Source organism: Pseudohongiella sp. O18, from assembly GCF_021729085.1.
GTDB lineage: Bacteria > Pseudomonadota > Gammaproteobacteria > Pseudomonadales > Pseudohongiellaceae > Pseudohongiella.
In genome coordinates this window covers 1,198,680-1,220,592 of sequence record NZ_JAJSAR010000002.1, presented here as the reverse complement: position 1 = coordinate 1,220,592, position 21,913 = coordinate 1,198,680, and the positions used below count along the sequence as shown (strand labels likewise).

Here is a 21,913-nt window from a genome sequence, read left to right as displayed (position 1 = left end):
TCACGTGTGTGTCCTGTATCCCGTGTTATACTCCGGCGCAGATTACACTTAGCGCGGAATCCAACTTATGCCAACCTTTACCAAGCTGGGTCTGATGGGACGTCCCGGTCACGCCGGCGTGGTGTCTACGCTGCATCGGCTGATCGAGTTTCTTCAGGCTCGCGGCCTGCAGATTGTGCTTGAGCAGCGAACCGCTGAACTGGTGCCGGAACTGTCGCTGCCAGAGTGCCGCCGACATGAACTGGGCGGCGAGTGTGACCTGGTAGTGGTTGTGGGGGGCGATGGCAGCATGCTCAATGCGGCCCGGGCGCTGATCAATCACGATGTGCCGGTGCTCGGCATCAACCGCGGCAGACTCGGTTTTCTCACCGATATTCTGCCAGAGGAGCTGGAGTCCGCGCTGGATGCCGTGCTGGCCGGCAATTATCGGGAAGAAAGCCGGTTCATGCTGGAATTCTCGGTACTTCGGGATGATGAGACGCTTCCCGGTGGAACCGCTCTGAACGATGTTGTGCTGCACCCGGGCACCGCGGCACAGATGATTGAGTTTGAGCTGTTCATCGACGGACAGTTCGTTAACTCACAGCAGTCGGACGGTCTGATTGTGGCAACTCCGACTGGCTCAACTGCTTACTCGCTGTCCGCTGGCGGGCCGATCATGCACCCCAATCTCAATGCACTGGTGCTGGTGCCCATGTATCCCCATACACTCAGCAGTCGCCCGCTGGTGGTAGATGCTGATCTGGAAATCCGGATTGTGGTGGTAAAGCAGCGTGCCATATCACCCCTGGTCAGTTGCGACGGAGCTGTGCGCTTTCACACTGAACCTGGCGATGAAATCATTGTCAGGAAAAAGAGCAGTGCGCTGCGACTGATTCACCCGCTTGATTACAATTATTACGAAATCTGTCGCAGTAAACTCGGCTGGGGCAATCGGCTGGTTCGTGACGATGCATAGAGCGGTTTCGGTCTCTGCAAGCCTGGATCTGCGTCCGCTGGTGGCCATTCTGTCTGCGCACGGTGTGCCACATCACATCACAGAGGAGTCCGGCAAGCTTGTTGTCTGGGCCCGCTCTGAGCCCGAAGCCGAGCTGATCAGCGAGTATTTCGACGCCTGGCAGCAAGGCCGTCTGCAGCCGCCAGAGGGTGCTGCGATTGCGCCATCGGAGCTGCTGCCAGTCAAAGGAATGTTGCAGAATCTGGTCAATGCGGCATGGCTGGCGCCGGTGACAGTGATTCTGATCGCTGCCTGTCTGGTGGTGGCGGTGATCAGTAATCTGGGCGCCGATGCCTACGCAGTCCGCGGCCTGTTTTTTCCCGAACTGAATCAGTCCGGTGGCCTGTCCGGTCCGCTGTCAGTACTACAGCTGTTTACGCCGGCACTGTTGCATTTCGGTGCCGTGCACCTGATTTTTAATACCCTGTGGCTCTGGTATTTCGGTCGAGTCATGGAGCCTGAGCTCCGCTCCTGGCGCTATTTGCTGATAATGGTCTGGATGGCTGTAGCTGGCAATGTAGCCCAGTATATGTGGACAGGTGCCTCGAACTTCGGAGGCATGTCGGGTGTGGTATATGGCCAGCTTGGGTTTATCTGGGTATGGCAGAGTCTGCTGCCCAACTCGCAATTGCGATTGCCACTGGGCATGATAATGTTGTTTCTGGTGGCGTTGGTACTGATGGAAGTGCTGGCGTCCGGATATATCGCATCAGCCGCCCATGCCGGTGGCCTGGTGTCAGGTATGCTGGCTGGTGCTCTGGCTGCCTTAATATACAGATCCACGAGGTAGGGGAATGTCGGACAACTCGATTCAATCGATACAGGACATTCTGGCGATGATGACGCCGGAAGTTCACGAAAACCTGAAAACAGCTGTCGAGCTGGGGAAGTGGCCGGATGGGCGTAAACTTACTGCCGAGCAGCTTGAGTATTGCCTGCAGGCCATCATTGCTTACGAGCAGCATCTGCCGGAAGAGGCTCGCGTTGGTTATATCGATCGCACTGGCCTGAAGAAGTCCCATTGTGATGACGACGACGCTTCCAAACCAGCGCCAGTCACCATTCTGCCGCCTGGTACAACGCGTCACTGATCTCACGACAGTTCCAAACCAAAATTCCTGCGGAGAATCGCGACAGTGCAAATCCTGGCCTGCGGCAATATACAAAAACTACATAGCCGGCTGGAACAGCCGGTACAATACAGCCTGCCGGTGGGAGATACTCGCCTGGCGCTGAATCCACTGATTGGTTCATCACTGCGCCTGCGTTTTACCGGCACCATCAACTGTGTGCATTGTGGTCGCAACAGCAACAAGAGTTTCAACCAGGGCTATTGCTATCCCTGTTTCCAGAGTCTGGCACAGTGTGACAGCTGCATCATTCACCCCGAAAAGTGTCATTACGATCAGGGTACCTGCCGCGAGCCCTGGTGGGGTGAGGCATTCTGCATGCAGGATCATATTGTGTATCTGGCCAATTCCTCTGGCATCAAAGTGGGTATCACACGTGCCACGCAGATTCCGACACGCTGGATAGATCAGGGTGCCGTGCAGGCCCTGCCGATTCTGCGCGTGCGCAGCCGCCTGCAAAGTGGTGTGCTGGAAGTGATGTTCAAACAGCATGTCGCCGACAAGACAAACTGGCGTGACATGTTGCGGGAAGGTGACCAGATCATTGACCTGCCTGCAGAACGCGATCACCTGCTCGAGCTGTGCAAAAAAGACATCGACGAAGCGCAGCAGCGTTTTGGTTTTCACGCCATCAGTACCATTAACGGTGTGGATCCAATAGAAATTAAATATCCGATATCCGGTCATCCTGAGAAGATTGTGTCCTTCAATTTTGACAAGGACCCACTGGTCGAAGGCAAGTTGCTGGGTATTCGCGGTCAATACCTGATGTTCGACAATGGCGTCATCAACATGCGCCGTTTTGGTGGCTACGAAATTGAAGTGGCCCAGTAAACAAAAGAGGTTTGAAACACCATGAGAGATGCACAGTCGCGTACCGTCTATCTGAAGGACTATCAGCTGCCGCCGTTTTTGATTGACAGAACCGAACTGCGATTCGAACTGGGTGATAATGAAACGCTGGTAAAGTCACAGCTGACCATGCGCAGAAACCCGGAATGTGGAGACAGCAGTGAGCAAAACCTGACATTGAACGGGCAGGACATGGAGCTGCTGAAGGTCGCCATCAATGGCCGGCAGCTGACCCAGGATGCCTATCAACTGGAAGACGAGACGCTGACGCTGCTGTCACTGGACAGACTCCTGGCGGGAGACAGTGATGCGTCGTTTGAGCTGGCCATCGAAACCCGCATCCGGCCGCAGGAGAACACCAGTCTGGAAGGACTTTATCGTTCCAGCAGTATGTTCTGCACACAGTGCGAGGCCGAGGGTTTTCGCAAGATCACCTATTACCTGGACCGCCCTGATGTGATGTCCAGCTTTGTCACAACTATCGTTGCGGACAAGACAAAGTATCCGGTTCTGTTGTCGAACGGCAACGATATCGCGCGCGGAGAATTGCCTGATGGTCGGCACTGGGTGACCTGGGAGGATCCGTTCCGTAAACCCTGCTATCTGTTCGCGCTGGTAGCCGGTGACCTCAAGTCAATTGATGATACGTTCACTACCTGCTCTGGCCGCACAATTGACCTGCGTATCTTTGTTGAAGAAAAGGATCTGGACAAGTGTGACCATGCCATGCAGTCACTGAAGAATGCAATGCGCTGGGATGAGGACGTGTATGGCCGAGAATACGATCTGGACATTTTCATGATCGTTGCCGTCGACGACTTCAATATGGGGGCCATGGAGAACAAGGGACTGAACATCTTTAATACCTCCTGTGTGCTGGCCAATGCGTCGACCACTACGGACACGGCATTCCAGCGTGTGGAAGCCGTTGTTGCTCACGAGTATTTCCATAACTGGTCTGGCAATCGCGTCACCTGCCGCGACTGGTTCCAGCTAAGTCTGAAAGAAGGCTTTACTGTTTTCCGGGATGCCGAGTTCTCTGCAGACATGGGATCACGGACCGTCAAACGGGTCGAGGATGTCAGCTTCTTGCGCACTTTGCAGTTTGCTGAAGATGCCAGCCCGATGGCACATCCTGTGAGACCCGACTCCTATATGGAGATCTCCAATTTCTATACGCTGACCATTTACGAAAAAGGCGCAGAAGTGGTGCGTATGATACGTGAGCTGCTGGGGCCGGAGATGTTCCGCAAAGGATCTGATCTTTACTTCGAGCGTCACGACGGTCAGGCAGTTACGACCGAAGATTTTGTAAAAGCCATGGAAGATGCCAGCGGCGTCGACCTTACGCAGTTCCGGCGCTGGTACAGTTACGCCGGCACACCCGTGCTGAGTGTCTCTGGTGCCTATGATGCAGAGAGTGAGGTCTACAGCCTCACCGTGCGGCAGAGCTGCCCGCCAACTCCCGAATGTGCAGACAAGCCGGCATTCCACATTCCACTCCGTATTGCACTGTTGGACGATCAGGGACAGCACCTTCCGCTGCGCCTGAAAGCTACCGATCAGCAGCCAGCAGACGAACTTGTACTCGATGTCACAGAAGAAGAGCAGATTTTTGAATTTGTCGGTCTCTCGCAGCAGCCTTTCCCGTCTTTGCTGCGCGGTTTTTCAGCGCCGGTCAAACTGAAATTTGAATACACGCGTGATCAGCTGCTGTTTCAGATGACACGCGATACCGATGGCTTCAATCGCTGGAATGCAGCGCAGGAACTGGCCACGGGTGTGATTGATGATCTGCTCTCTGCCCGGCAGAAGGAGAAGTCGGCCACGCCGGATCAGCGTCTGATCAAGGCCTATGGTGATATTCTTGCGGCGGCCATCAGCGATGCGGAAAGTGTCATGGAGCTGGATCAGGCCATGGTTGCCAGGATTCTCGCGTTACCCTCTGAGGCCTACCTGGCCGAACAGTATGAAACGATCGATGTGGACGGTATCCATGCTGTCCGTGAGGCGCTTGCCGATACACTGGCCATTGAACATGCCACTTCCTTCGCCCGGCTTTATCATTTGTGTCAGTCTGATGAGCCGTATCAGCCAACAGCAGATGCCATCGCCCGCCGTGCACTGAAGAACCTGTGCCTGGCGTATCTGATGCGCCTGCAGGGTGGCAAGGGTGAAGAAGCCCTGCGGATCTGTCACGCGCAGTTTGAACAGAGCAGCAATATGACGGATATCGATATGGCGCTGCGGCTGCTGGTCAATGGCGAGCAGACTGGCATTGATGAAATCCGCGAAAAGGCACTTGCCGCGTTCTATGACAAGTGGCGCCATGAATCGCTGGTCGTGAATCAGTGGTTCACCATACAGGCTACGGCCACCCGCGCTGGCGCACTGCAGCGGGTTGAAGCGCTGATGAAGCATGCCGCGTTTGATATCCGTAACCCGAACAAGGTGCGAGCAGTCATTGGCGCGTTCTGCAACGGCAATCCGGTCAATTTCCATCAGATTGATGGAGAAGGCTATCGATTCCTTGCTGATCAGGTTATCACTCTGGACAGGCTCAATCCCCAGATTGCTGCGCGACTGTTGACGCCGCTGACGCGCTGGCGCCGATACGACGCTGATCGCCAGCCATTGATGAAGGCCCAGCTGCAACGCATTGCCAGCCAGGCCGACCTGTCCAAGGATGTGTACGAAGTGGTTACCAAAAGCCTTTAACAGGCTTTTGGTAACCGGCAATTTTCGGCACAGTCAGACAATGTCATGATCAGGGCGCGGTTGTGTCGGCCGGGATGACGTTGTCTTGCTGCAAGGTGAACTGCCCGCTGAACTCACCGTTAACCTCGTAGGTGTAGGTGCCGGCTTCAAGGCCGTAAACGGACAGTGGTATAACTTCTGTAAAGGGTCTGACTGCCTGGGTACACAGCACAACGGCCGGATTCTCCAACCACAGGTCGTTCAGGTAAAAGATGCTGACGTTGATCTGATTATCAGAGCGTGTCTCGCGGACGTAACCAATCTGACCGCATCCAGTGGGAAACTGACCATCTATACGCAGCAGCACCTGCGCAGGAGTTTCGTTACTCTGAACGGCCGTCACTTCAGTGATGACGTCCAGCAATTTGCCTTCCTTGAACTCAGTAAGCTCCCACAGGTCTTCGCCAGCAGGCACCAGTTTGATGTCCTGAAAGTGGCCCGGTGTGCCACTGACATCCGCCATGGGGACGGTCAGTTCACCGGTTCCTTCAGCATATAATGGCACGGGTCGATCGGCTGCGCTGGCCGCACAGGCGACTCCCAGGCCAAGAACAGCGGATGCAATGACAGGTGAATGGAATTTCATGGCTAACCTCCTGTTAAATACGCATAGAATGAATTCCACGGTTGATGGATAACAATTCGTGCGACATGAGGTCAATAGACAATTTGTGAAATTTCACTGCGTGTGACGCCAGCCACACGCAGTGGGAAGGTCGGGGATGCGTTTAGTTGGCAGGCGTTATACGCAGAATGCGGTCGGGCTGCTCGCGCTGTTCTGCAGTCATCTGCCGTCCATCGTGATTGCTGGTGCCCACGTAAAGAGCGCCATCAGGGCCAATTGCCAGCGCGCGCAAGCGACCATAGACACTGTTGCCGGCGCCGTCATTGAACCAGCGTTCAATTGCTGTCGGGCGCGAGGGGTCCTGAGGATCCTCAAACTTGATACGCATCAGGTTCTGGCGGTCCTGGGGCTGAAAACCCAGCACCGACACAAACAGGTTGTTTTTCAGTTCTGGCATCAGATCACCGGTATAGAACAGCACGTCGCCCGGTGGAGACGACGGTATAAAAGTCAGAATAGGGTCAACATAATCCGGTGAGTTCATGGCACCTACACCTACAGGCCAACCGTGATGTCGACCGCCTTCCAGAACCACGATGCGATCATGTGCCATCAGCTGGTCTTCGCCGGTTGGACCATGATCGCCGGTGAACAACTTGCCGGTGCCAGGTTGCCAGCTGAGGCCGTGTGGATTGCGCATGCCGTGTGCCCAGATGGGGTTGTCCGGCCAGGGATTATCAGCTGGCACTTCACCCTCTGGTGTAATCCTCAGCACCGCACCGCTCAGATCTTCAAGATCATTTGAGCGCTGTCGTTCGAAAGCATCACCGGTAGCCACATACAGCATGCCATCGGAACCAAACTGCAGGGTGCCGCCGCTGTGACTGCCGCCTCGTGCCTGCGCGGCCAGCTTGTCATACAGGATGGTTTCTTCACCGGCCTTGCCGTCGACTTCTGTAAATTGGCTGATGCGGTTGTACGGGCCCTCATCGCTCATATAGGTGTACATAACGTAAACCCAGGGCACGGCGGGGTAGTCCGGATGCAGGGCCAGTCCGGTCAGGCCACTCTCGCCCTGGAAAAAAATCTGATCTTCCAGAGAAAGCCATGGTTCAGGCTGCATGCTGCCATCGGGTGACAGGATGCGGACACGGCCGGGGCGCTCTGTGACGAATATACGCTCGCCATCCGGTGTAAAACGAATGGTCCAGACTACCTGAAGATCGCTGGCAAATTCTTCGACCTGATAACCCTCTGGTGACTCGATCCAGGTAATCTCTGGCATGGCGGGGATTTCGCCACGGATGATTTCGTTTTGTGCGGTGACATGCAGTGATGCAGTCATCAGAGCGCAAGCCATTACGGACGGCGCTATGGTTTGTTTAAGTAGGCTGGCTAATCGCGTCATAAAAAATTCCTGCTTTAAAGGACGGGTCCTTGAAGTGCCGGTTAAGGCGGCGTTCATCGCAGCAAGTATAGGATCAGTCCGCCAGAGCGTCATGTCCATCTGACGTGTCTATCGCACGCCGTGTCCTGTCTGCTGGCATTGACACTCCAGGCTGGTACCTGAAGCGGTCGCGCAGTCGGCAATGATTTGGTGGCATTTATCACCAACAGATGGTGGCTAAAACGATCAAGTTGTGTAATTGGCCACATGACTTTTTGAGTTTGAAAATAAATGTATATAAAAATCAATTATCTATGTTTCTTTTTTGCGCTGGCATGAAATCTGCTTTATCCACCTTGACCGGGGCAGCAATAAAGCTGTTGGCAACAGTGAAAAAAGAACAGGGATTCTGGAGGGACTATGTGGAAATTATTGGGCGTGGCAGTACTGTGTTCTGGGCTGATGGGATGTCTGTTTGTAGTGGATTCCAAACAGAGCCAGTCACAGACACAGTGGCATTCGGCGGACCGGGAACGATTGGTGACAGGTGAAACAGAAAGCGAGTGGATCAGGCAGACATTTGGCAGCCCGGATCGCGTTTCCCGCTACGACGACGGTTCGGAAGTGTGGCGTTATCGCAATACGCAGTCGTCTGAGTCAGAGATCGGTCTGTTCCTGCTGTTCCACATTGACGTGGAGCGCGAAGAAACCGAAACACTGGCTCTGGAAATTAAAGATGGCGTCGTAGTCGATCACTGGGTCGAGCGCCGCTGACAGGGTTATGCGCGGCACCGCTGTCTGGGTAAGTCTGCAGAGCAACAGGTTTCCAGACACGGTGTCGTGCATTACATCAGAGTTTTCGCTGAACCAGCAGCTCCCGGCCGGCCTTGCGCACATCGGTACAACCGGTCAGTGACATGGCGACCTTGAGTTCGGCGCGCAGCAGGCTGAGCATCTTTGCCACTGCCTGCTCACCGCCAGCAGCCAGCGGATAAGCCCAGGCTCTTCCCAGCAGACAGGCATCGGCACCCAGCGCCAGGGCCCGCAAGACATCCAGCCCGGACCGGACGCCACCGTCCATCAGTACGGGTATTTTGCCATCAACAATTTCGACAATATCGGGGAGGGCAGTGACACTGGCGGGGACGCCGTCCAGTTGACGCCCACCGTGATTTGACACGACCAGCCCGTCGACTCCAGCCGCGATAGCAGATCGCGCATCTTCCGGGTCCAGAATTCCCTTGATCACGATGGGGCCTTTCCAGCGCTCGCGAACCCAGGCGATGTCATCCCAGGTTACGGTCGGATCGAAGTTGCGTTGAACCCAGCCAGCGAACGAGCCGAAGCCGCTATTATCGGGCACCGCATCAACAATATTGCCAAATACGTGGGGGCGACCATTGAGCTGTACATCCCAGAGCCAACGCAGGTGCGTGACGCCTTGCCAGACCCGCCGCAGACTGGTCATCAGACCGGGCGCGGATGACATGCCGGAATGCACATCACGGTAGCGGGCGCCGGCTACCGGCAGATCCACGGTAAACACCAGAACCGGGCACCCACAGGCGGCAACCCGCTGCAGAAGCTGCTCCATGTAACCGCGATCACGGATCATGTAAAGCTGGTACCAGGGCGGGACGGGAGCCTCCCGGGTGACTTCTTCTACACTGCAGATTCCCACTGTCGAGAGACAGAATGGTACGCCGGCGCGGGCGGCCGCTTTTGCAGCCTGCACTTCTCCGCGTCGCGCAAACATACCGGCAAACCCGATAGGCCCGAGTGCCAGTGGCAGGGCCAGTTTCTGGCCAAACAATTCAACTTCAGTGGACAGTTCGGAGACATCACACATGACACGCTGACGCAGCGCCAGTGCCTGCATGTCGGCGACATTGCGCGCCAGGGTCAGCTCGCTGTAGGAGCCGCCGTCCAGATACTCGAAAAAAAGAGGTGGCAATCGCCGCCGGGCAGCCCGGCGGTAGTCGGAAACCGTTACAGCAACCATATTGCCCCCTGATGGTGGATCATTAAGACATCGCCAGAGGCACAGTCATTCTGTGCGCTCTGGCGCATGGTGTTGCTGGCAGTGGCTACGCTCAGGCAACCTCAACCACGTTGGTGACCGGAATCGCCTTCTGACGCTCCGCTGCTTCCATGTACTCTTTGATCTCATTGAAGTTCAGATAGCGATAAATGCTATCCGACATGGTCTTCACCTCACCCATGTAGGACATATATTCCTCCATGGTTGGTATCTTGCCCAGCGCTGCCGCCACAGCCGCCAGTTCGGATGAGGCCAGATACACATTGGCACCATCGCCCAGGCGGTTGGGGAAGTTACGGGTTGAGGTTGAAATCACTGTTGAGTTGGGTGCCACTCGCGCCTGGTTGCCCATGCACAACGAGCAGCCGGGCATCTCGGTCCGTGCGCCGGCGACGCCAAAGACGCTGTAAATGCCCTCTTCGGTGAGCTGGTGCTGGTCCATCTTGGTGGGAGGAGACACCCACAGACGCGTTGGCAATGTGCCCTTGACCTGCTTTAACACTTCACTGGCGGCGCGGAAATGACCGATGTTGGTCATACAGGAGCCGATAAACACCTCATCGATTTTGGCGCCCTGCACATCAGACAGCGTTTTGACGTCGTCCGGATCGTTCGGGCAGGCCAGCAGCGGTTCTTTGATCTCATTGAGATCGATTTCGATAATCTTGTGGTACTCGGCATCGGCGTCCGGCTCCATCAACTGCGGATCTTCCAGCCAGGCTTCCATGGCCTGCGCACGACGCTCCAGGGTGCGAGGATCGCCGTAACCTTCACTGATCATCCAGCGCAGCAGGGCAATATTGGACTTGAAGTATTCAATGATGGGTTCTTTGCCCAGGCGGATGGTACAACCTGCGGCAGAACGCTCCGCCGATGCATCTGACAGTTCGAAGGCCTGCTCGACTTTCAGATCTGGCAGACCTTCGATCTCCAGGATACGGCCGGAGAAAATGTTCTTTTTGCCTTTCTTGGCGACCGTCAGGTCACCACTTTGAATGGCAGCGTAGGGAATGGCATTGACCAGATCCCGCAGAGTAATGCCAGGCTGCATCTCTCCCTTGAAGCGCACCAGCACGGATTCCGGCATATCCAGCGGCATGACGCCGGTGGCGGCAGCAAAGGCCACCAGACCGGAACCGGCCGGGAAGGAAATGCCAATCGGGAAGCGGGTGTGCGAGTCGCCGCCGGTGCCCACGGTGTCAGGCAACAGCATGCGGTTCAGCCAGCTGTGAATGATGCCATCACCCGGGCGCAGCGCTACACCACCGCGGGTCTGGATGAAATCAGGCAGTGTGTGCTGGGTATCGATATCGACGGGCTTGGGGTAAGCCGCCGTGTGACAGAAGGACTGCATCACCAGGTCGGCAGAGAAGCCCAGACAGGCCAGATCTTTCAGCTCGTCGCGAGTCATCGGACCGGTGGTGTCCTGAGAGCCGACCGTGGTCATTTTGGGCTCGCAGTAGCTGCCCGGACGAACGCCCTTGGCACCACAGGCTTTGCCGACCATTTTTTGAGCCAGCGTAAAGCCTTTGTCGGAGTCAGCCACGGTGAAGGGCTTGCGGAATACAGTCGAATGCGGCAGGCCCAGCGCTGTGCGTGCCTTATCCGTCAGTCCGCGGCCAATAATCAGAGGAATCCGGCCGCCGGCACGAACTTCGTCCAGCAGTACATCGGTTTTTAATTCGAATTCGCATACCAGCTCGTCGCTGCCATGCTTCAGTACTTTGCCCTCATAGGGATAGATGTCAATGACATCACCGGTTTCCATCTTGTCCACATCGCACTCGATGGGCAGGGCGCCGGCGTCTTCCATGGTGTTGAAGAAAATTGGAGCAATCTTGCCGCCAATACAGATACCACCATCACGCTTGTTGGGAATGTAGGGGATATCATTGCCGATATTCCACAGCACAGAGTTGGTGGCGGATTTGCGTGACGAGCCGGTACCCATCACATCGCCGACCAGTGCCACCGGGTGACCTTTTTTCTTCAGCTCGGCAATCTGTTCGGCTGCATTGGTGACGCCCTCGCGAGGCATCTTGTACATGGCCAGCGCATGCAACGGGATATCCGGACGGGACCAGGCATCAGGAGCAGGCGACAGGTCATCGGTATTGGTTTCGCCGGGGACCTTGTAAACAGTGGCAGTCAGCTTTTTGGGGACTTCGGGACGGTTCAGGAACCATTCGGCCTCCGCCCAGGACTCGATCAGTGCTTTGGCGTGGGCATTGCCGGCCTGCATTTTTTCTTCAACGTCATGAAAGGCATCAAACATCAGCAGGGTGTGTTTCAACTCTTCAGCGGCTGCTTCGGCCAGATCGGCATCGTCCAGCAGTTGCACCAGCGTGGTGATGTTGTAGCCGCCGAGCATGGTGCCCAGCAGTTTTACCGCGTGCTTCCTGTCGATCAGAGGGGATGTGGCTTCACCCTTGGCGATGGCCGACAGAAATCCGGCTTTAACATAAGCTGCCTCGTCCACACCCGCAGGGACGCGATTGGTAATCAGATCGAGGATAAAGTCTTCTTCGCCAGCTGGCGGTACTTTCAGCAACTCAACCAGCTCGGCAACCTGCGCCGCATCCAGAGGTTTGGGCACGATACCCAGTTCAGCCCGTTCGGCCACGTGTTTACGATAGGCTTCTAACACAGTAATCCCCTTCAGGTAATGGTGAAACAAATAGGGTAAGCGGTGAAAAATGGGCCACGATTTTAGTGTAAAATGCAGAAAATTTCCAGTTCGCAGTCACTTGCAAGATACCGCATAACTCGATGACAGGATCACTTAATGCCTGAACAGCCCGTTAAAACCCCGTGTATTGGCATCTGCTCCACAACATCAGTGGGCGATACCATCTGCCGTGGATGCAAGCGTTTTGCCTTTGAGGTCATTGAATGGAATGCCTTCACTCAGAGTCAGAAGCAGGCTGTTGTTGATCGGCTGGAGCAATTGATCCAGCCCATTGTGGAAACGCGCTTTATTATCCGCTCGCCCAGCACGCTGGCCATGGGCCTTAAACGTCACGGTGTGCCCTACAACGCGACCCTGTCACCGAGCTGCTGGTTGCACAACCTGCTGAAAAAGCGTCATCAGGCAGTAACAGACTTTGCCGAATTTGGCGTGGAAGTGCGCGATGACTTCAAGCAACTGTCGCCTGCGCAGCTGGCTGAGGAGATGGACAGCCAGCTATTGCTGCTTTGCGAGGCGCATCAAATGCGCTACTTCCCAGAGCTGGTGACGTGAGGCAGTGGCTTCAGCTCATAGCCATCCGGCGTAAATTCCAGTACCCAGGCTTTCTGGTCCCAGGCGCCAAGCACAATGCGGTGTGCTTCATCGCGGCCATTTATCGGATCGGGTAAACGGATGGTGTGGATGCCGGGGCGGTGTGTGTGCCCGTGTATCAGCAGGTTGACCTGAAGTTTATCCAGTTGACGGACCACTTCCTCGTGGGTGACATCCATGATGTCGGAGGCCTTGTTGCTGTTGGCCTCCTTGCTTTGCTGGCGCATCTGCTGCGCAACCATCAGGCGCTCCAGCAGTGGTCGCGCCAGAAAATTCTGCTGCCATTTGGGATCACGCAACTGTTCGCGAAACTTTATGTAGGCAGTGTCGCGCGTACATAGACTGTCGCCATGCATCAATGCCACTTTATGGCCATAACAATCTATGATGGTGGGATCCGGCAGGATGCTGGCACCACAGCGACGTGCGTAATCCTCACCAATGAGGAAGTCGCGGTTACCATGCATCAGGAATATCCGGGTACCGTCTCCCGCCAGGGCGCTCAGGGCGCTGGCCACCTTGTCGGCGGCCGGGTTTTCGTCGTCGTCGCCGATCCAGGCCTCAAACAGATCTCCCAGAATATAGACGGCATCGCAACCCTTTGCCCGCGTTTTCAGCAGCTGCAGAAAGGTATTGATGATGGGACCTTCCGGGGTTTCTATGTGCAGATCCGAGATGAACAGCGTTTTTTTGCCGGGCTGGTCACCGTTTGGCTGCTCATGGCTTGCCTGTACGTCAGTCATAGCATTCCCTGGGATAATTATTATTTCCTGGTCGAGCGTATCACGACTCCGGGTAGGTGACCTCGGTGCTGGTGATGATTACTTCGTCCAGCGGCACATCCTGATGACCGGCAACATAACCAGTGCGACAGGCCTTGATGCGATTAACCACATCCATGCCGTCAGTCACCTTGCCGAATACTGCATAACCCCAGCCCTGTGGAGTCTTGTTCTTGTGATTCAGAAACCCATTGTCGGCAACGTTGATAAAAAACTGGGATGTGGCAGAGTGAGGGTCGGAAGTGCGCGCCATGGCGACAGTGCCAACATCGTTGCTGAGGCCATTGTCAGCTTCATTCTGGATGGGGCTGCCGTTGTCCTTTTGGCTCATGCCTGAAGTGAATCCACCACCCTGAATCATGAAGTTGTCGATGACGCGGTGGAAGATGGTACCGTCATAAAAGCCGTCGCGGGCGTACTTCAGGAAATTGGCCGCGGAGGCAGGGGCCTTGTCGAAATCCAGTTCGATCTGAATATCACCGTAGTTGGTCTTAAAAACAATCATAATTCACGCTACTCGTCGGTTCTGCTTAATGGTCAGAGCCGCTATAATAATGACTTTATGTCCTTCGAGAAAGCAGATTCGCCACTATGACCGCAAGCAGCCCGCCAAACGCTAAGCACGGAAACGCTGACAAGAGCCACAATTCCGCAGAAGCCGCCGGAAAGTCGCCGTCGCACTTCATTCGCCACATGATCGAGCAGGATCTGGGATTGGACAAACACAATGGTCGGGTGCAGACGCGTTTTCCACCTGAGCCCAACGGCTTTTTGCATATCGGACATGCCAAGTCCATCTGCCTGAACTTTGGTCTGGCACAGCAGTTTAAGGATCGTGCCCGAGCGGCCTGCAACCTGCGTTTTGACGATACCAACCCGGCCAAGGAAAGCCAGGAGTTCATCGATGCCATCAAGGCTGACATTGAGTGGCTGGGATTTGAGTGGAACGGCGAAGTACGTTACACCTCGTCTTATTTTCAGCACCTGTATGATTTTGCTTTGCAGTTGATCCGCAATGGCAAGGCCTATGTGTGCAGCCTGACACCCGATGAGGCTCGCGAGTATCGCGGCACCCTGACCGAGCCGGGTCGCAACAGCCCCTATCGCGAGCGCAGTGTTGACGAAAACCTGGACCTGTTCCAGCGCATGCAGGCAGGCGAGTTCGCTGATGGCGAGCACAGCCTGCGCGCGAAGATTGATATGGCATCGCCGAATATCAATATGCGTGACCCGGTAATCTACCGAATCCGCAAACTGCGCCACCACCAGACGGCAGACAGCTGGAATGTCTATCCGATGTATGACTACGCGCACTGTATTTCCGATGCGCTGGAGCACATCACACATTCCTTGTGCACGCTTGAATTTGAGGATCATCGTCCGCTTTACGACTGGATTCTGGTTAATCTGGAACCGGAGTCATTGCGAAAGGCCTGCCATGCACTGGGCAATATGGGCGCTGATGAGCACTACGTACTGCCCCAGCAGACCGAATTCGCACGCCTGAACATCAACTACACCGTGATGAGCAAGCGTAAATTGAAGGAAATGGTAGAGCTGGGCCTGGTTTCAGGCTGGGATGATCCGCGTATGCCCACGCTTTCGGGTCTGCGCCGGCGTGGTTATACGCCGGCCGCGATTCGTCATTTCTGCGACATTATCGGCATGAGTCGCAGTGAGAGCATTGTTGATGTTGGCATGCTGGAGCACAGCATTCGCGATGATCTTGATACCAATGCACCCAGAGCCATGTGTGTACTGCGGCCGTTAAAGGTGACTCTGACCAACTATCCAGACGATAAACAGGAAACGCTGTCACTGCCATGCCATCCCAAGAATGACATGGGGCACCGTGAAATTCCGTTTGGTAAAACGCTTTACATTGACCGCAGTGATTTTGAGCAGGTGCCGCCGCCGGGGTTCAAACGTCTGAGCCCCGAGCGCGAGGTCCGTCTGCGCGGTGCCTATGTCATCCGCTGCGACGAAGTTATTACCGATGACAGTGGTGAGGTTGTTGAGCTCCACTGCCATGCGGACCTGGATACGCTTGGCAAGAACCCGGAAGGACGCAAGGTCAAGGGTGTGATTCACTGGGTGCCAGCGGAATCCGCATTAGCTGCCGAAGTCAGGATTTATGACAGACTGTTCAATAATGAGAATCCGGACGATAAATCGCTCGGAGACTTCAAGAACAGCCTGAACCCTGACTCGCTGCAGATCCTGACTGGCTGCCTCGTGGAGCCGTCACTGGCGTCTGCGGCACCGGAAGCCAGTTTTCAGTTTGAAAGGGAAGGGTATTTCTGTGTGGATCGCCACGACAGCCGGCCTGACAGACTGGTATTCAATCGCACAGTGAGTCTGCGGGACTCATGGGGAAAACAGAACGGATGACTTTACCTGAGATTACGCTTTACAACACGCTGACCCGACGCAAGGAAGTGTTCAATCCGGCCGAAGCCGGAAAGGTCCGCATGTACGTCTGTGGTCTGACCACCTACGACTATGCACATATTGGCCATGCGCGAATGCTGGTGGCCTTTGACGTAATCCAGCGTTATTTCCGTTACTGCGGTTATCAGGTTACCTATGTCCGCAATATCACCGATATTGACGACAAGATTCTCAGGCGCGCAAAAGAGAACGGAGAATACTTTGCGGATCTGACTGAGCGCTTTATCGAAGCGACGCATGAGGATGAAGCCGCACTGTTTATACAGCCACCCGATCAGGAGCCCAGGGCGACTGCGCACATCGGTGAAATCATCAGCATGATCGAACGCCTGATTGCCGCTGACTACGCTTATCGGGCGGAGAACGGCGATGTGTATTATGCAATCAGTCAGTTCAAAGCTTACGGCAAACTCTCCAACAAGAATCCGGAAGAGCTGCTGGCCGGCGCGCGAATCGAAGTGGGTGAGCTGAAGCGTGACCCACGTGACTTTGCTCTCTGGAAAGCCGCCAGCGACGAAGAGGTGGGCTGGGACTCGCCATGGGGATATGGTCGTCCGGGCTGGCACATCGAGTGCTCTGCCATGTCCACCTGCTGCCTGGGTGACAGTTTTGACATACATGGCGGCGGCAGCGATCTGATGTTCCCTCATCACGAAAATGAAATTGCTCAGTCAGAGGCGGCGACCGGAAAACACTTTGCCAGCTACTGGATGCACAACGGAGCAGTTCGTGTCGATAATGAAAAAATGTCCAAGTCGCTGGGCAATTTTTTCACTATTCGTGATGTGTTGCAGCGCTACCCGGCCGATGTTGTCCGTTATCTGCTGGTCGCCAGCCACTATCGCAGTCCTATCAATTACTCGGATAAAGGACTTGATCAGGCAGCCTCTGCTTTGGAGCGTCTGTACCTTGCGGTGCGGGGTCTGGACACCGACCATGCCAACGATCTCGTCAACAGCCAGTTCGAGAAATCGTTCCGGGAGGCGATGAATGACGACTTCAACACTGCTGAGGCAATCAGCGTGCTGTTTGATATTGCCAGAGAGATAAACCGAGTCAAGGAGACCGAACCGGCGCAGGCTGCCAGGCTGGGCAAGCTGATGCTGAAACTGGCCGGGGTAATGGGGCTGATGCAAGGCTCTGCCGAGCAGTTCCTGCGTCGTGGCGAGGATCAGGTTGACGCCGAATTGATAGAATCGCTTATCGCTCAACGCAAGCAGGCCCGTGCGGACAAGGACTGGGCGCTGGCCGATCAAATCCGCGATCGGCTCAATGAAATGAAGGTGGTTGTCGAAGACGGGACCGATGGCAGCCGCTGGCGCATAGAAAGGTAGATTCACTGCAATCAATCGTTGACGGAGACGGCCCGCATGAGTATTATGCCGTCCTCGCGGTTGGGGGACGTCTGTAAAACGACGATCTGACAATAGGCGATTGTCGGGGTATAGCGCAGTCTGGTAGCGCGCCTGCTTTGGGTGCAGGATGTCGGGAGTTCAAATCTCTCTACCCCGACCACTTTTTTACCGCGGATTTATGGTGGCTGTAGCTCAGTTGGTAGAGCCCCGGACTGTGACTCCGGTTGTCGTGGGTTCGAGCCCCATCAGCCACCCCATATTCAAAAGCCTGGCGGGTAATACTCCGCCAGTGCTGCCCCAGCAAACCAGTATCTGCCGCGGCAGGACCAGTTCCGCGCCCGTAGCTCAACCGGATAGAGCATCGGCCTTCTAAGCCGAGGGTTGCAGGTTCGAGTCCTGCCGGGCGCGCCAAATCAAAAAGGGTCACCCGCAGGGTGGCCCTTTTTTATTTGCTATGCCCGGCAGGACGAGAACCTGCCGCACCTACCGACAGTGCTTCCGAAGGTGGGAGTGTTCCTCCTCAGGTTTTCGTCGCTCACGCTCCCACCTCCGAAAGCACTGCCTGGAATGGGCCGCAACAGGCACCTTCGTCCATCGAGGCATCAGGAGTAGCGGGACAAGGAGCGAGGGTGTACCCGAGGACTGTCCCGCTGATCGTGATGCTGGAAGCTTCTAGCCGAGATCTGTCCCGCGACGGCTGGTGCCGGAAGCTCCAATTCGGGTTTAAGGGGACGGAGGAATTTAGCCCGCTAAATCCCTCCGTCCCCTCAACCCCCCCAATCTCACGTATACTCCCTATCACCCAATACCCCCACAGGACCCCACCCATGTGCGGACGCTACAACATCGTCGACAGCCTCGAAGTAAGAGCTCTTCTCACGCTACTAGGCGTTGATCTCGGCAAAGGCTTCCGCTTCTCTCCAGACATTGCTCCAGGCGCAACCGTCAGCATCATCCGCGAAGTGGGTGGTGAACGTATCGTCAGCGACGCCACCTGGTGGCTGCTGCTGGATCCCGCGACCTTGAAGCCCAACTACAAGTACGCGTCTTTTAATACCCGCTCTGACAAACTTGATGAGCCCCGCGCGGCCGGCTTTAAACCCTACCGCGAGTCACGCTGCATAATCCCTGCTTCCGCCTTTGTGGAGGGGCTGGGAGACAGCAAGACTTACCACAAGCTGGAACCCGCGGAAGGGGCGCTGGCGTTCGGGGGACTGTGTCGTGAGTGGGTGAACAAAGACACTGGAGAAACGGCGCTGTCAGTCAGCATTATTACCTTGCCGCCATTGCACGACGCCTACTGGAAAACGCATGTGCATCCTAAATCCATGCCTTTGCTGCTGCCAACACAAACTGATGTGATGGACCCCTGGCTGGATAGAGGAGAAAAAGATGTTGAGCAGTTTCGCTGTCTGCTGGAGCCCAAATTGCGCGCGCCGCTGGTTGCGACACCAATCGACAGGCCATCTACCTGGCGCCCGATTGGCAACAGTAAGAAGTTATTGCCAGAGGATTAGAATTGAGGGGCCCATCGGGCCCCTCAATTCTGCATAAAGATCAACGCTTGACGCGTGCCTTGTATTCACAGGCGATGGTGTCGATTTCGATCAGGTCGCCGATGTCGCAGAACTCGGATACTTTCAGTTCGTAGCCGGACTTCAGTCGAGCGGTCTTCATGACTTTGCCTGTTGTGTCACCGCGAGCAGAAGGCTCAGTGTAGGCGATTTCGCGAACAATGGTTTTAGGCAGATCAATGGAGATCACCTTGCCATTGTAAAATACGGCCTGGCAGACATCTTCCATGCCATCTTCAATGAAGTCGATGACGTTTTCCAGATCGTCTTTCTCGATCTCGATCTGCTCGTAGTCGCTGTCCACGAAGACATACATGGGGTCGGCGAAGTAGGAGTAGGTAACTTCCTTTTGTTCCAGGACGATCTGTTCCAGTTTGTCGTCAGATTTGAACGCAGTCTCGGTGGCAACACCGTTGAGCAGGTTCTTCAGTTTCATCTTGTTGACGGCAGAGCCGCGGCCAGCGCGATGAAAGTCGTTCTTCTGAACTTTCCAGGGTGAGCCGTCAATCATGATGACCTGTCCGGCACGGATTTCCTGAGCGGTTTTCATAGTTAAACACTCTGTAAGGCAAAACAATCGGGTTAAGTTGCAAAGCCTGTAGCGCGCACGAGACTTGAGGTCAGATCGGGCAACTCTGCCAGTTTTTGCTGCCAGTTCCGGGCATGGCTGTGTAGCGCCGGAAGGTGGGGGCGCAGATCATGCCACAAATTTTCAATTCCGTCACCACAATTCCATCGAAAATTCAGCGCCTGCCAGCAGGCCAGCGCTGCTGCCTCTGCCCCTGATTTGGCCGGGCCTGCCTCACCAGCGTAGAGGGACTGAAAAGCCTGCAGTTTGTCCAGATGCACGCCATCATCCTGCGGGTAGATGTGCCACAGCAAGGGTTTGCCGGCCCACTGGGCGCGGACGAAGGAGTCTTCGCCGCGAACGATGTTGATGTCGCAGATGCTCAGCAGCCGGTCATAGTCCGCCTGGCTGACAAAGGGGTGAACAATAAACTGAATGTTGCCGTGGGTCAGGTATTTGCCAGGTGCCGGTTCGCTGGATAGGCCAAGCTCGCTGGCCAGCTGATTCGCCAGTTTGCCGGTCGGGATAATACAAACCGCAGGTTCCGCATCCTGAATGAGGGCTTCGACAAGGTTTGCCAGCGAGTTGCCCGAGTAACAGAACAGTGATAGCCACAATGAGGGGTTGCTGTCCAGGCCGTAGGCATTGTTGAGCTTGTCACGCAGAACTTCCTGCTCGTTCTGCCAGGTCTGATGTTGCGTAATCAGTGGGCGCTCGCGAAGCAGGCCGCCGGTGTTGTCAGTAAATCCGGGCAGGAAAAACTGTTTTTGCAGCGTGACTGTCTGATCGGCGCCCTGAATGGTCTGTGGAGAAGGCAGTCCATGCAATTCCGCAACCCAGTCTTCGGCACTGAGATATTCGAGATTGATCCAGCAGGGGTGAGGTTGTTGCGCAGCCATGCTCCGCAGGGTCGTTTCCGGCAGCTCACAACCAAACATTTCGACAATGACCGCCGCCTGGGCTGCTTCGACACATGACTGTTCATCTTCTGGCCAGTGACGAATGCAGACGCCCTGCAATTGCAGTGCCTGGGACGCGATATCGGGTTCACTGCCCAGCAGCGGATCAAGAAAACGCATCGCCGCTCGCCAGTCATCAACCCACAGCGTAACGACAAACCCATATTCAGTTGCCAACTGCTGGCATAACCGCCAGCTCACGCCAATATCACCAAAATTGTCGATGATGCGGCAGAACACGGACCAGCATGTCCTGGAAGAAAGATGTGACACTGTATTAACCAGCCTGTGTTGTCTGACACGAACCTGCAGTACGCAAATATTGGCACTCCTGATTCCTATTGACAATGCCGCCCGACCAGCCAGTAACTGACGGTGGTCGCCACAATTGCCCGTCTGCGTTTATACTTGCCGGCAAATTTACTGAGGAGTACAGGGGCATGCTGGCGGTTATTGGCGGGAGTGGGCTAAATTCCCTGACAGGGTTGCGGGAGCTTCGCCGCGAACAGGTGTCGACACCCTATCAACAGGTACCGGTCTCTGTATCAGTGGCAACACTGGAAAATGGCAGGGAGCTGGTGTTTCTTCCCCGACATGGTGAAGGCCATGTGCTGCCACCGCACAGAATCAACTACAGGGCAAATATATTCGCCCTGCATAAGTTGAATGTGTCAGGCGTCATTGCCGTTAACGCGGTGGGTGGTATCTCGGAAAAAATGGCGCCAGGTGTTATTGTACTTCCTGACCAGATCATTGATTACACATGGGGTCGTGATCATACCTTTTTTGACGGCGATCAGACGGGGCTGCTGTCACCCGACCAGTTTACGTCGACGGTAGCGCATATTGATTTTACCCGACCCTATGACGACGACCTGCAGACACTGATTCTGCATGCTGCGGGCAAGCTGCGCCTGTCAGCAATCGCCGGTGGTGTTTACGGCGCCACCCAGGGGCCACGACTGGAGACCCCGGCAGAAGTCAGGCGCCTTGCACAGGATGGTTGTGATCTGGTGGGAATGACCGGCATGCCGGAAGCGGCTCTGGCCAGAGAAATCGGCCTGCCGTACGCGTGCCTGGCGCTGTCAGTCAACTGGGCAGCAGGGATTACGGATGAAGTCATTACCATGGACGGGATTCGGCAGGTACTTTCCGAGGGGATGGATCGTATCCAGCAAATCGTTCTGGCTGTTGCTGCAGAAAACTGACACTGCC

19 protein-coding genes and 3 tRNA genes are annotated in these 21,913 nt (G+C 55.4%); 14 read left to right on the top strand and 8 right to left on the bottom strand.

The genetic code is table 11. The annotated features are described in order from the left end of the window. Positions 1-67: 67 nt before the first annotated feature. Genes LVD14_RS12810 through pepN form a run of 5 tightly spaced genes read left to right on the top strand, consistent with a single transcriptional unit; the run spans position 68 to position 5,697 of the window. Positions 68-958 (top strand): NAD(+) kinase, encoded by an 891-nt coding sequence (locus LVD14_RS12810; protein WP_237134454.1) that lies wholly within the window; start codon positions 68-70, stop codon positions 956-958. Then, positions 951-1,787, top strand: coding sequence for a rhomboid family intramembrane serine protease (locus LVD14_RS12805; protein ID WP_237134453.1), 837 nt, complete (start codon positions 951-953; stop codon positions 1,785-1,787). Before LVD14_RS12810 ends, LVD14_RS12805 begins: the two co-directional genes overlap by 8 nt. A gap of 4 nt (positions 1,788-1,791) precedes the next feature. Continuing rightward, positions 1,792-2,088, top strand: a complete 297-nt coding sequence (locus LVD14_RS12800) for a YeaC family protein (RefSeq protein ID WP_237134452.1) — start codon at positions 1,792-1,794, stop codon at positions 2,086-2,088. 45 nt (positions 2,089-2,133) lie between these two features. Then, the gene (locus tag LVD14_RS12795) at positions 2,134-2,961 is read left to right on the top strand and encodes a DUF2797 domain-containing protein (protein WP_237134451.1); all 828 of its coding nucleotides are present in this window, start codon (positions 2,134-2,136) and stop codon (positions 2,959-2,961) included. 21 nt (positions 2,962-2,982) lie between these two features. Next, positions 2,983-5,697: an aminopeptidase N gene (gene pepN, locus LVD14_RS12790; RefSeq protein ID WP_237134450.1), complete on the top strand. Its 2,715-nt coding sequence runs from the start codon at positions 2,983-2,985 to the stop codon at positions 5,695-5,697. A 49-nt stretch (positions 5,698-5,746) separates the two neighbouring features. On the opposite strand, the gene LVD14_RS12785 is transcribed toward pepN, so the two are convergent. Then, entirely contained in the window at positions 5,747-6,322 is a 576-nt protein-coding gene (locus LVD14_RS12785) for a hypothetical protein (protein WP_237134449.1), read from the bottom strand. 142 nt (positions 6,323-6,464) lie between these two features. Then, complete coding sequence (locus tag LVD14_RS12780) at positions 6,465-7,646, bottom strand: PQQ-dependent sugar dehydrogenase (protein WP_237134448.1); 1,182 nt, start codon at positions 7,644-7,646, stop codon at positions 6,465-6,467. 462 nt (positions 7,647-8,108) lie between these two features. On the opposite strand from LVD14_RS12780, the gene LVD14_RS12775 reads away from it, so the two are divergent. After that, positions 8,109-8,462, top strand: a complete 354-nt coding sequence (locus LVD14_RS12775; protein ID WP_237134447.1) for a hypothetical protein — start codon at positions 8,109-8,111, stop codon at positions 8,460-8,462. Positions 8,463-8,538: 76 nt separating this feature from the next. Here the strand turns inward: LVD14_RS12775 and LVD14_RS12770 are convergent, their stop codons facing one another. Both LVD14_RS12770 and acnB read right to left on the bottom strand, forming a co-directional pair. Further along, positions 8,539-9,690 (bottom strand): L-lactate dehydrogenase, encoded by a 1,152-nt coding sequence (locus LVD14_RS12770; RefSeq protein ID WP_237134445.1) that lies wholly within the window; start codon positions 9,688-9,690, stop codon positions 8,539-8,541. A gap of 91 nt (positions 9,691-9,781) precedes the next feature. Beyond that, positions 9,782-12,376: a bifunctional aconitate hydratase 2/2-methylisocitrate dehydratase gene (acnB, locus tag LVD14_RS12765; protein ID WP_317622203.1), complete on the bottom strand. Its 2,595-nt coding sequence runs from the start codon at positions 12,374-12,376 to the stop codon at positions 9,782-9,784. A gap of 138 nt (positions 12,377-12,514) precedes the next feature. Here acnB and LVD14_RS12760 point away from each other — a divergent pair, with 138 nt between their 5' ends. Beyond that, complete coding sequence (locus LVD14_RS12760) at positions 12,515-12,970, top strand: DUF1289 domain-containing protein (protein ID WP_237134444.1); 456 nt, start codon at positions 12,515-12,517, stop codon at positions 12,968-12,970. On the opposite strand, the gene LVD14_RS12755 is transcribed toward LVD14_RS12760, so the two are convergent. Both LVD14_RS12755 and LVD14_RS12750 read right to left on the bottom strand, forming a co-directional pair. Further along, positions 12,946-13,752: a UDP-2,3-diacylglucosamine diphosphatase gene (locus tag LVD14_RS12755; RefSeq protein ID WP_237134443.1), complete on the bottom strand. Its 807-nt coding sequence runs from the start codon at positions 13,750-13,752 to the stop codon at positions 12,946-12,948. The two genes, LVD14_RS12760 and LVD14_RS12755, sit on opposite strands and share 25 nt — an antisense overlap. Before the next feature lie 40 nt (positions 13,753-13,792). After that, entirely contained in the window at positions 13,793-14,296 is a 504-nt protein-coding gene (locus tag LVD14_RS12750; protein ID WP_237134442.1) for a peptidylprolyl isomerase, read from the bottom strand. Between the two features lie 86 nt (positions 14,297-14,382). Here LVD14_RS12750 and LVD14_RS12745 point away from each other — a divergent pair, with 86 nt between their 5' ends. The 6 genes from LVD14_RS12745 to LVD14_RS12720 all read left to right on the top strand — a co-directional run bounded on the left by LVD14_RS12745 (position 14,383) and on the right by LVD14_RS12720 (position 19,114). After that, complete coding sequence (locus tag LVD14_RS12745) at positions 14,383-16,182, top strand: glutamine--tRNA ligase/YqeY domain fusion protein (protein ID WP_272907284.1); 1,800 nt, start codon at positions 14,383-14,385, stop codon at positions 16,180-16,182. Next, positions 16,179-17,576, top strand: a complete 1,398-nt coding sequence (gene cysS, locus LVD14_RS12740) for a cysteine--tRNA ligase (protein WP_237134441.1) — start codon at positions 16,179-16,181, stop codon at positions 17,574-17,576. Before LVD14_RS12745 ends, cysS begins: the two co-directional genes overlap by 4 nt. Before the next feature lie 104 nt (positions 17,577-17,680). After that, positions 17,681-17,757 (top strand) — tRNA-Pro (locus tag LVD14_RS12735). Between the two features lie 21 nt (positions 17,758-17,778). Further along, positions 17,779-17,854, top strand: a tRNA-His gene (locus tag LVD14_RS12730). 77 nt (positions 17,855-17,931) lie between these two features. Beyond that, positions 17,932-18,008: transfer RNA gene (locus LVD14_RS12725), tRNA-Arg, on the top strand. A gap of 416 nt (positions 18,009-18,424) precedes the next feature. Further along, positions 18,425-19,114, top strand: coding sequence for an SOS response-associated peptidase family protein (locus LVD14_RS12720; protein WP_237134440.1), 690 nt, complete (start codon positions 18,425-18,427; stop codon positions 19,112-19,114). Positions 19,115-19,154: 40 nt separating this feature from the next. Here the strand turns inward: LVD14_RS12720 and efp are convergent, their stop codons facing one another. Together efp and earP are read right to left on the bottom strand one after the other, a co-directional pair. After that, the gene (gene efp / locus LVD14_RS12715; protein WP_237134439.1) at positions 19,155-19,721 is read right to left on the bottom strand and encodes an elongation factor P; all 567 of its coding nucleotides are present in this window, start codon (positions 19,719-19,721) and stop codon (positions 19,155-19,157) included. A 32-nt stretch (positions 19,722-19,753) separates the two neighbouring features. Beyond that, the gene (earP, locus tag LVD14_RS12710) at positions 19,754-20,938 is read right to left on the bottom strand and encodes an elongation factor P maturation arginine rhamnosyltransferase EarP (RefSeq protein WP_237134438.1); all 1,185 of its coding nucleotides are present in this window, start codon (positions 20,936-20,938) and stop codon (positions 19,754-19,756) included. A gap of 200 nt (positions 20,939-21,138) precedes the next feature. On the opposite strand from earP, the gene LVD14_RS12705 reads away from it, so the two are divergent. Then, the gene (locus LVD14_RS12705) at positions 21,139-21,906 is read left to right on the top strand and encodes an S-methyl-5'-thioinosine phosphorylase (protein WP_237134437.1); all 768 of its coding nucleotides are present in this window, start codon (positions 21,139-21,141) and stop codon (positions 21,904-21,906) included. Positions 21,907-21,913: the final 7 nt, after the last annotated feature.

Coding starts and splice junctions, on each gene's coding strand:
- LVD14_RS12810 (WP_237134454.1), top strand. CDS start 68: ATGCCAACCTTTACCAAGCTGGGTCTGATGGGACGTCCCGGTCACGCC.
- LVD14_RS12805 (WP_237134453.1), top strand. CDS start 951: ATGCATAGAGCGGTTTCGGTCTCTGCAAGCCTGGATCTGCGTCCGCTG.
- LVD14_RS12800 (WP_237134452.1), top strand. CDS start 1,792: ATGTCGGACAACTCGATTCAATCGATACAGGACATTCTGGCGATGATG.
- pepN (WP_237134450.1), top strand. CDS start 2,983: ATGAGAGATGCACAGTCGCGTACCGTCTATCTGAAGGACTATCAGCTG.
- LVD14_RS12785 (WP_237134449.1), bottom strand. CDS start 6,322: ATGAAATTCCATTCACCTGTCATTGCATCCGCTGTTCTTGGCCTGGGA.
- LVD14_RS12780 (WP_237134448.1), bottom strand. CDS start 7,646: ATGACTGCATCACTGCATGTCACCGCACAAAACGAAATCATCCGTGGC.
- LVD14_RS12775 (WP_237134447.1), top strand. CDS start 8,109: ATGTGGAAATTATTGGGCGTGGCAGTACTGTGTTCTGGGCTGATGGGA.
- LVD14_RS12770 (WP_237134445.1), bottom strand. CDS start 9,690: ATGGTTGCTGTAACGGTTTCCGACTACCGCCGGGCTGCCCGGCGGCGA.
- LVD14_RS12760 (WP_237134444.1), top strand. CDS start 12,515: ATGCCTGAACAGCCCGTTAAAACCCCGTGTATTGGCATCTGCTCCACA.
- LVD14_RS12755 (WP_237134443.1), bottom strand. CDS start 13,752: ATGACTGACGTACAGGCAAGCCATGAGCAGCCAAACGGTGACCAGCCC.
- LVD14_RS12750 (WP_237134442.1), bottom strand. CDS start 14,296: ATGATTGTTTTTAAGACCAACTACGGTGATATTCAGATCGAACTGGAT.
- LVD14_RS12745 (WP_272907284.1), top strand. CDS start 14,383: ATGACCGCAAGCAGCCCGCCAAACGCTAAGCACGGAAACGCTGACAAG.
- cysS (WP_237134441.1), top strand. CDS start 16,179: ATGACTTTACCTGAGATTACGCTTTACAACACGCTGACCCGACGCAAG.
- LVD14_RS12720 (WP_237134440.1), top strand. CDS start 18,425: ATGTGCGGACGCTACAACATCGTCGACAGCCTCGAAGTAAGAGCTCTT.
- efp (WP_237134439.1), bottom strand. CDS start 19,721: ATGAAAACCGCTCAGGAAATCCGTGCCGGACAGGTCATCATGATTGAC.
- LVD14_RS12705 (WP_237134437.1), top strand. CDS start 21,139: ATGCTGGCGGTTATTGGCGGGAGTGGGCTAAATTCCCTGACAGGGTTG.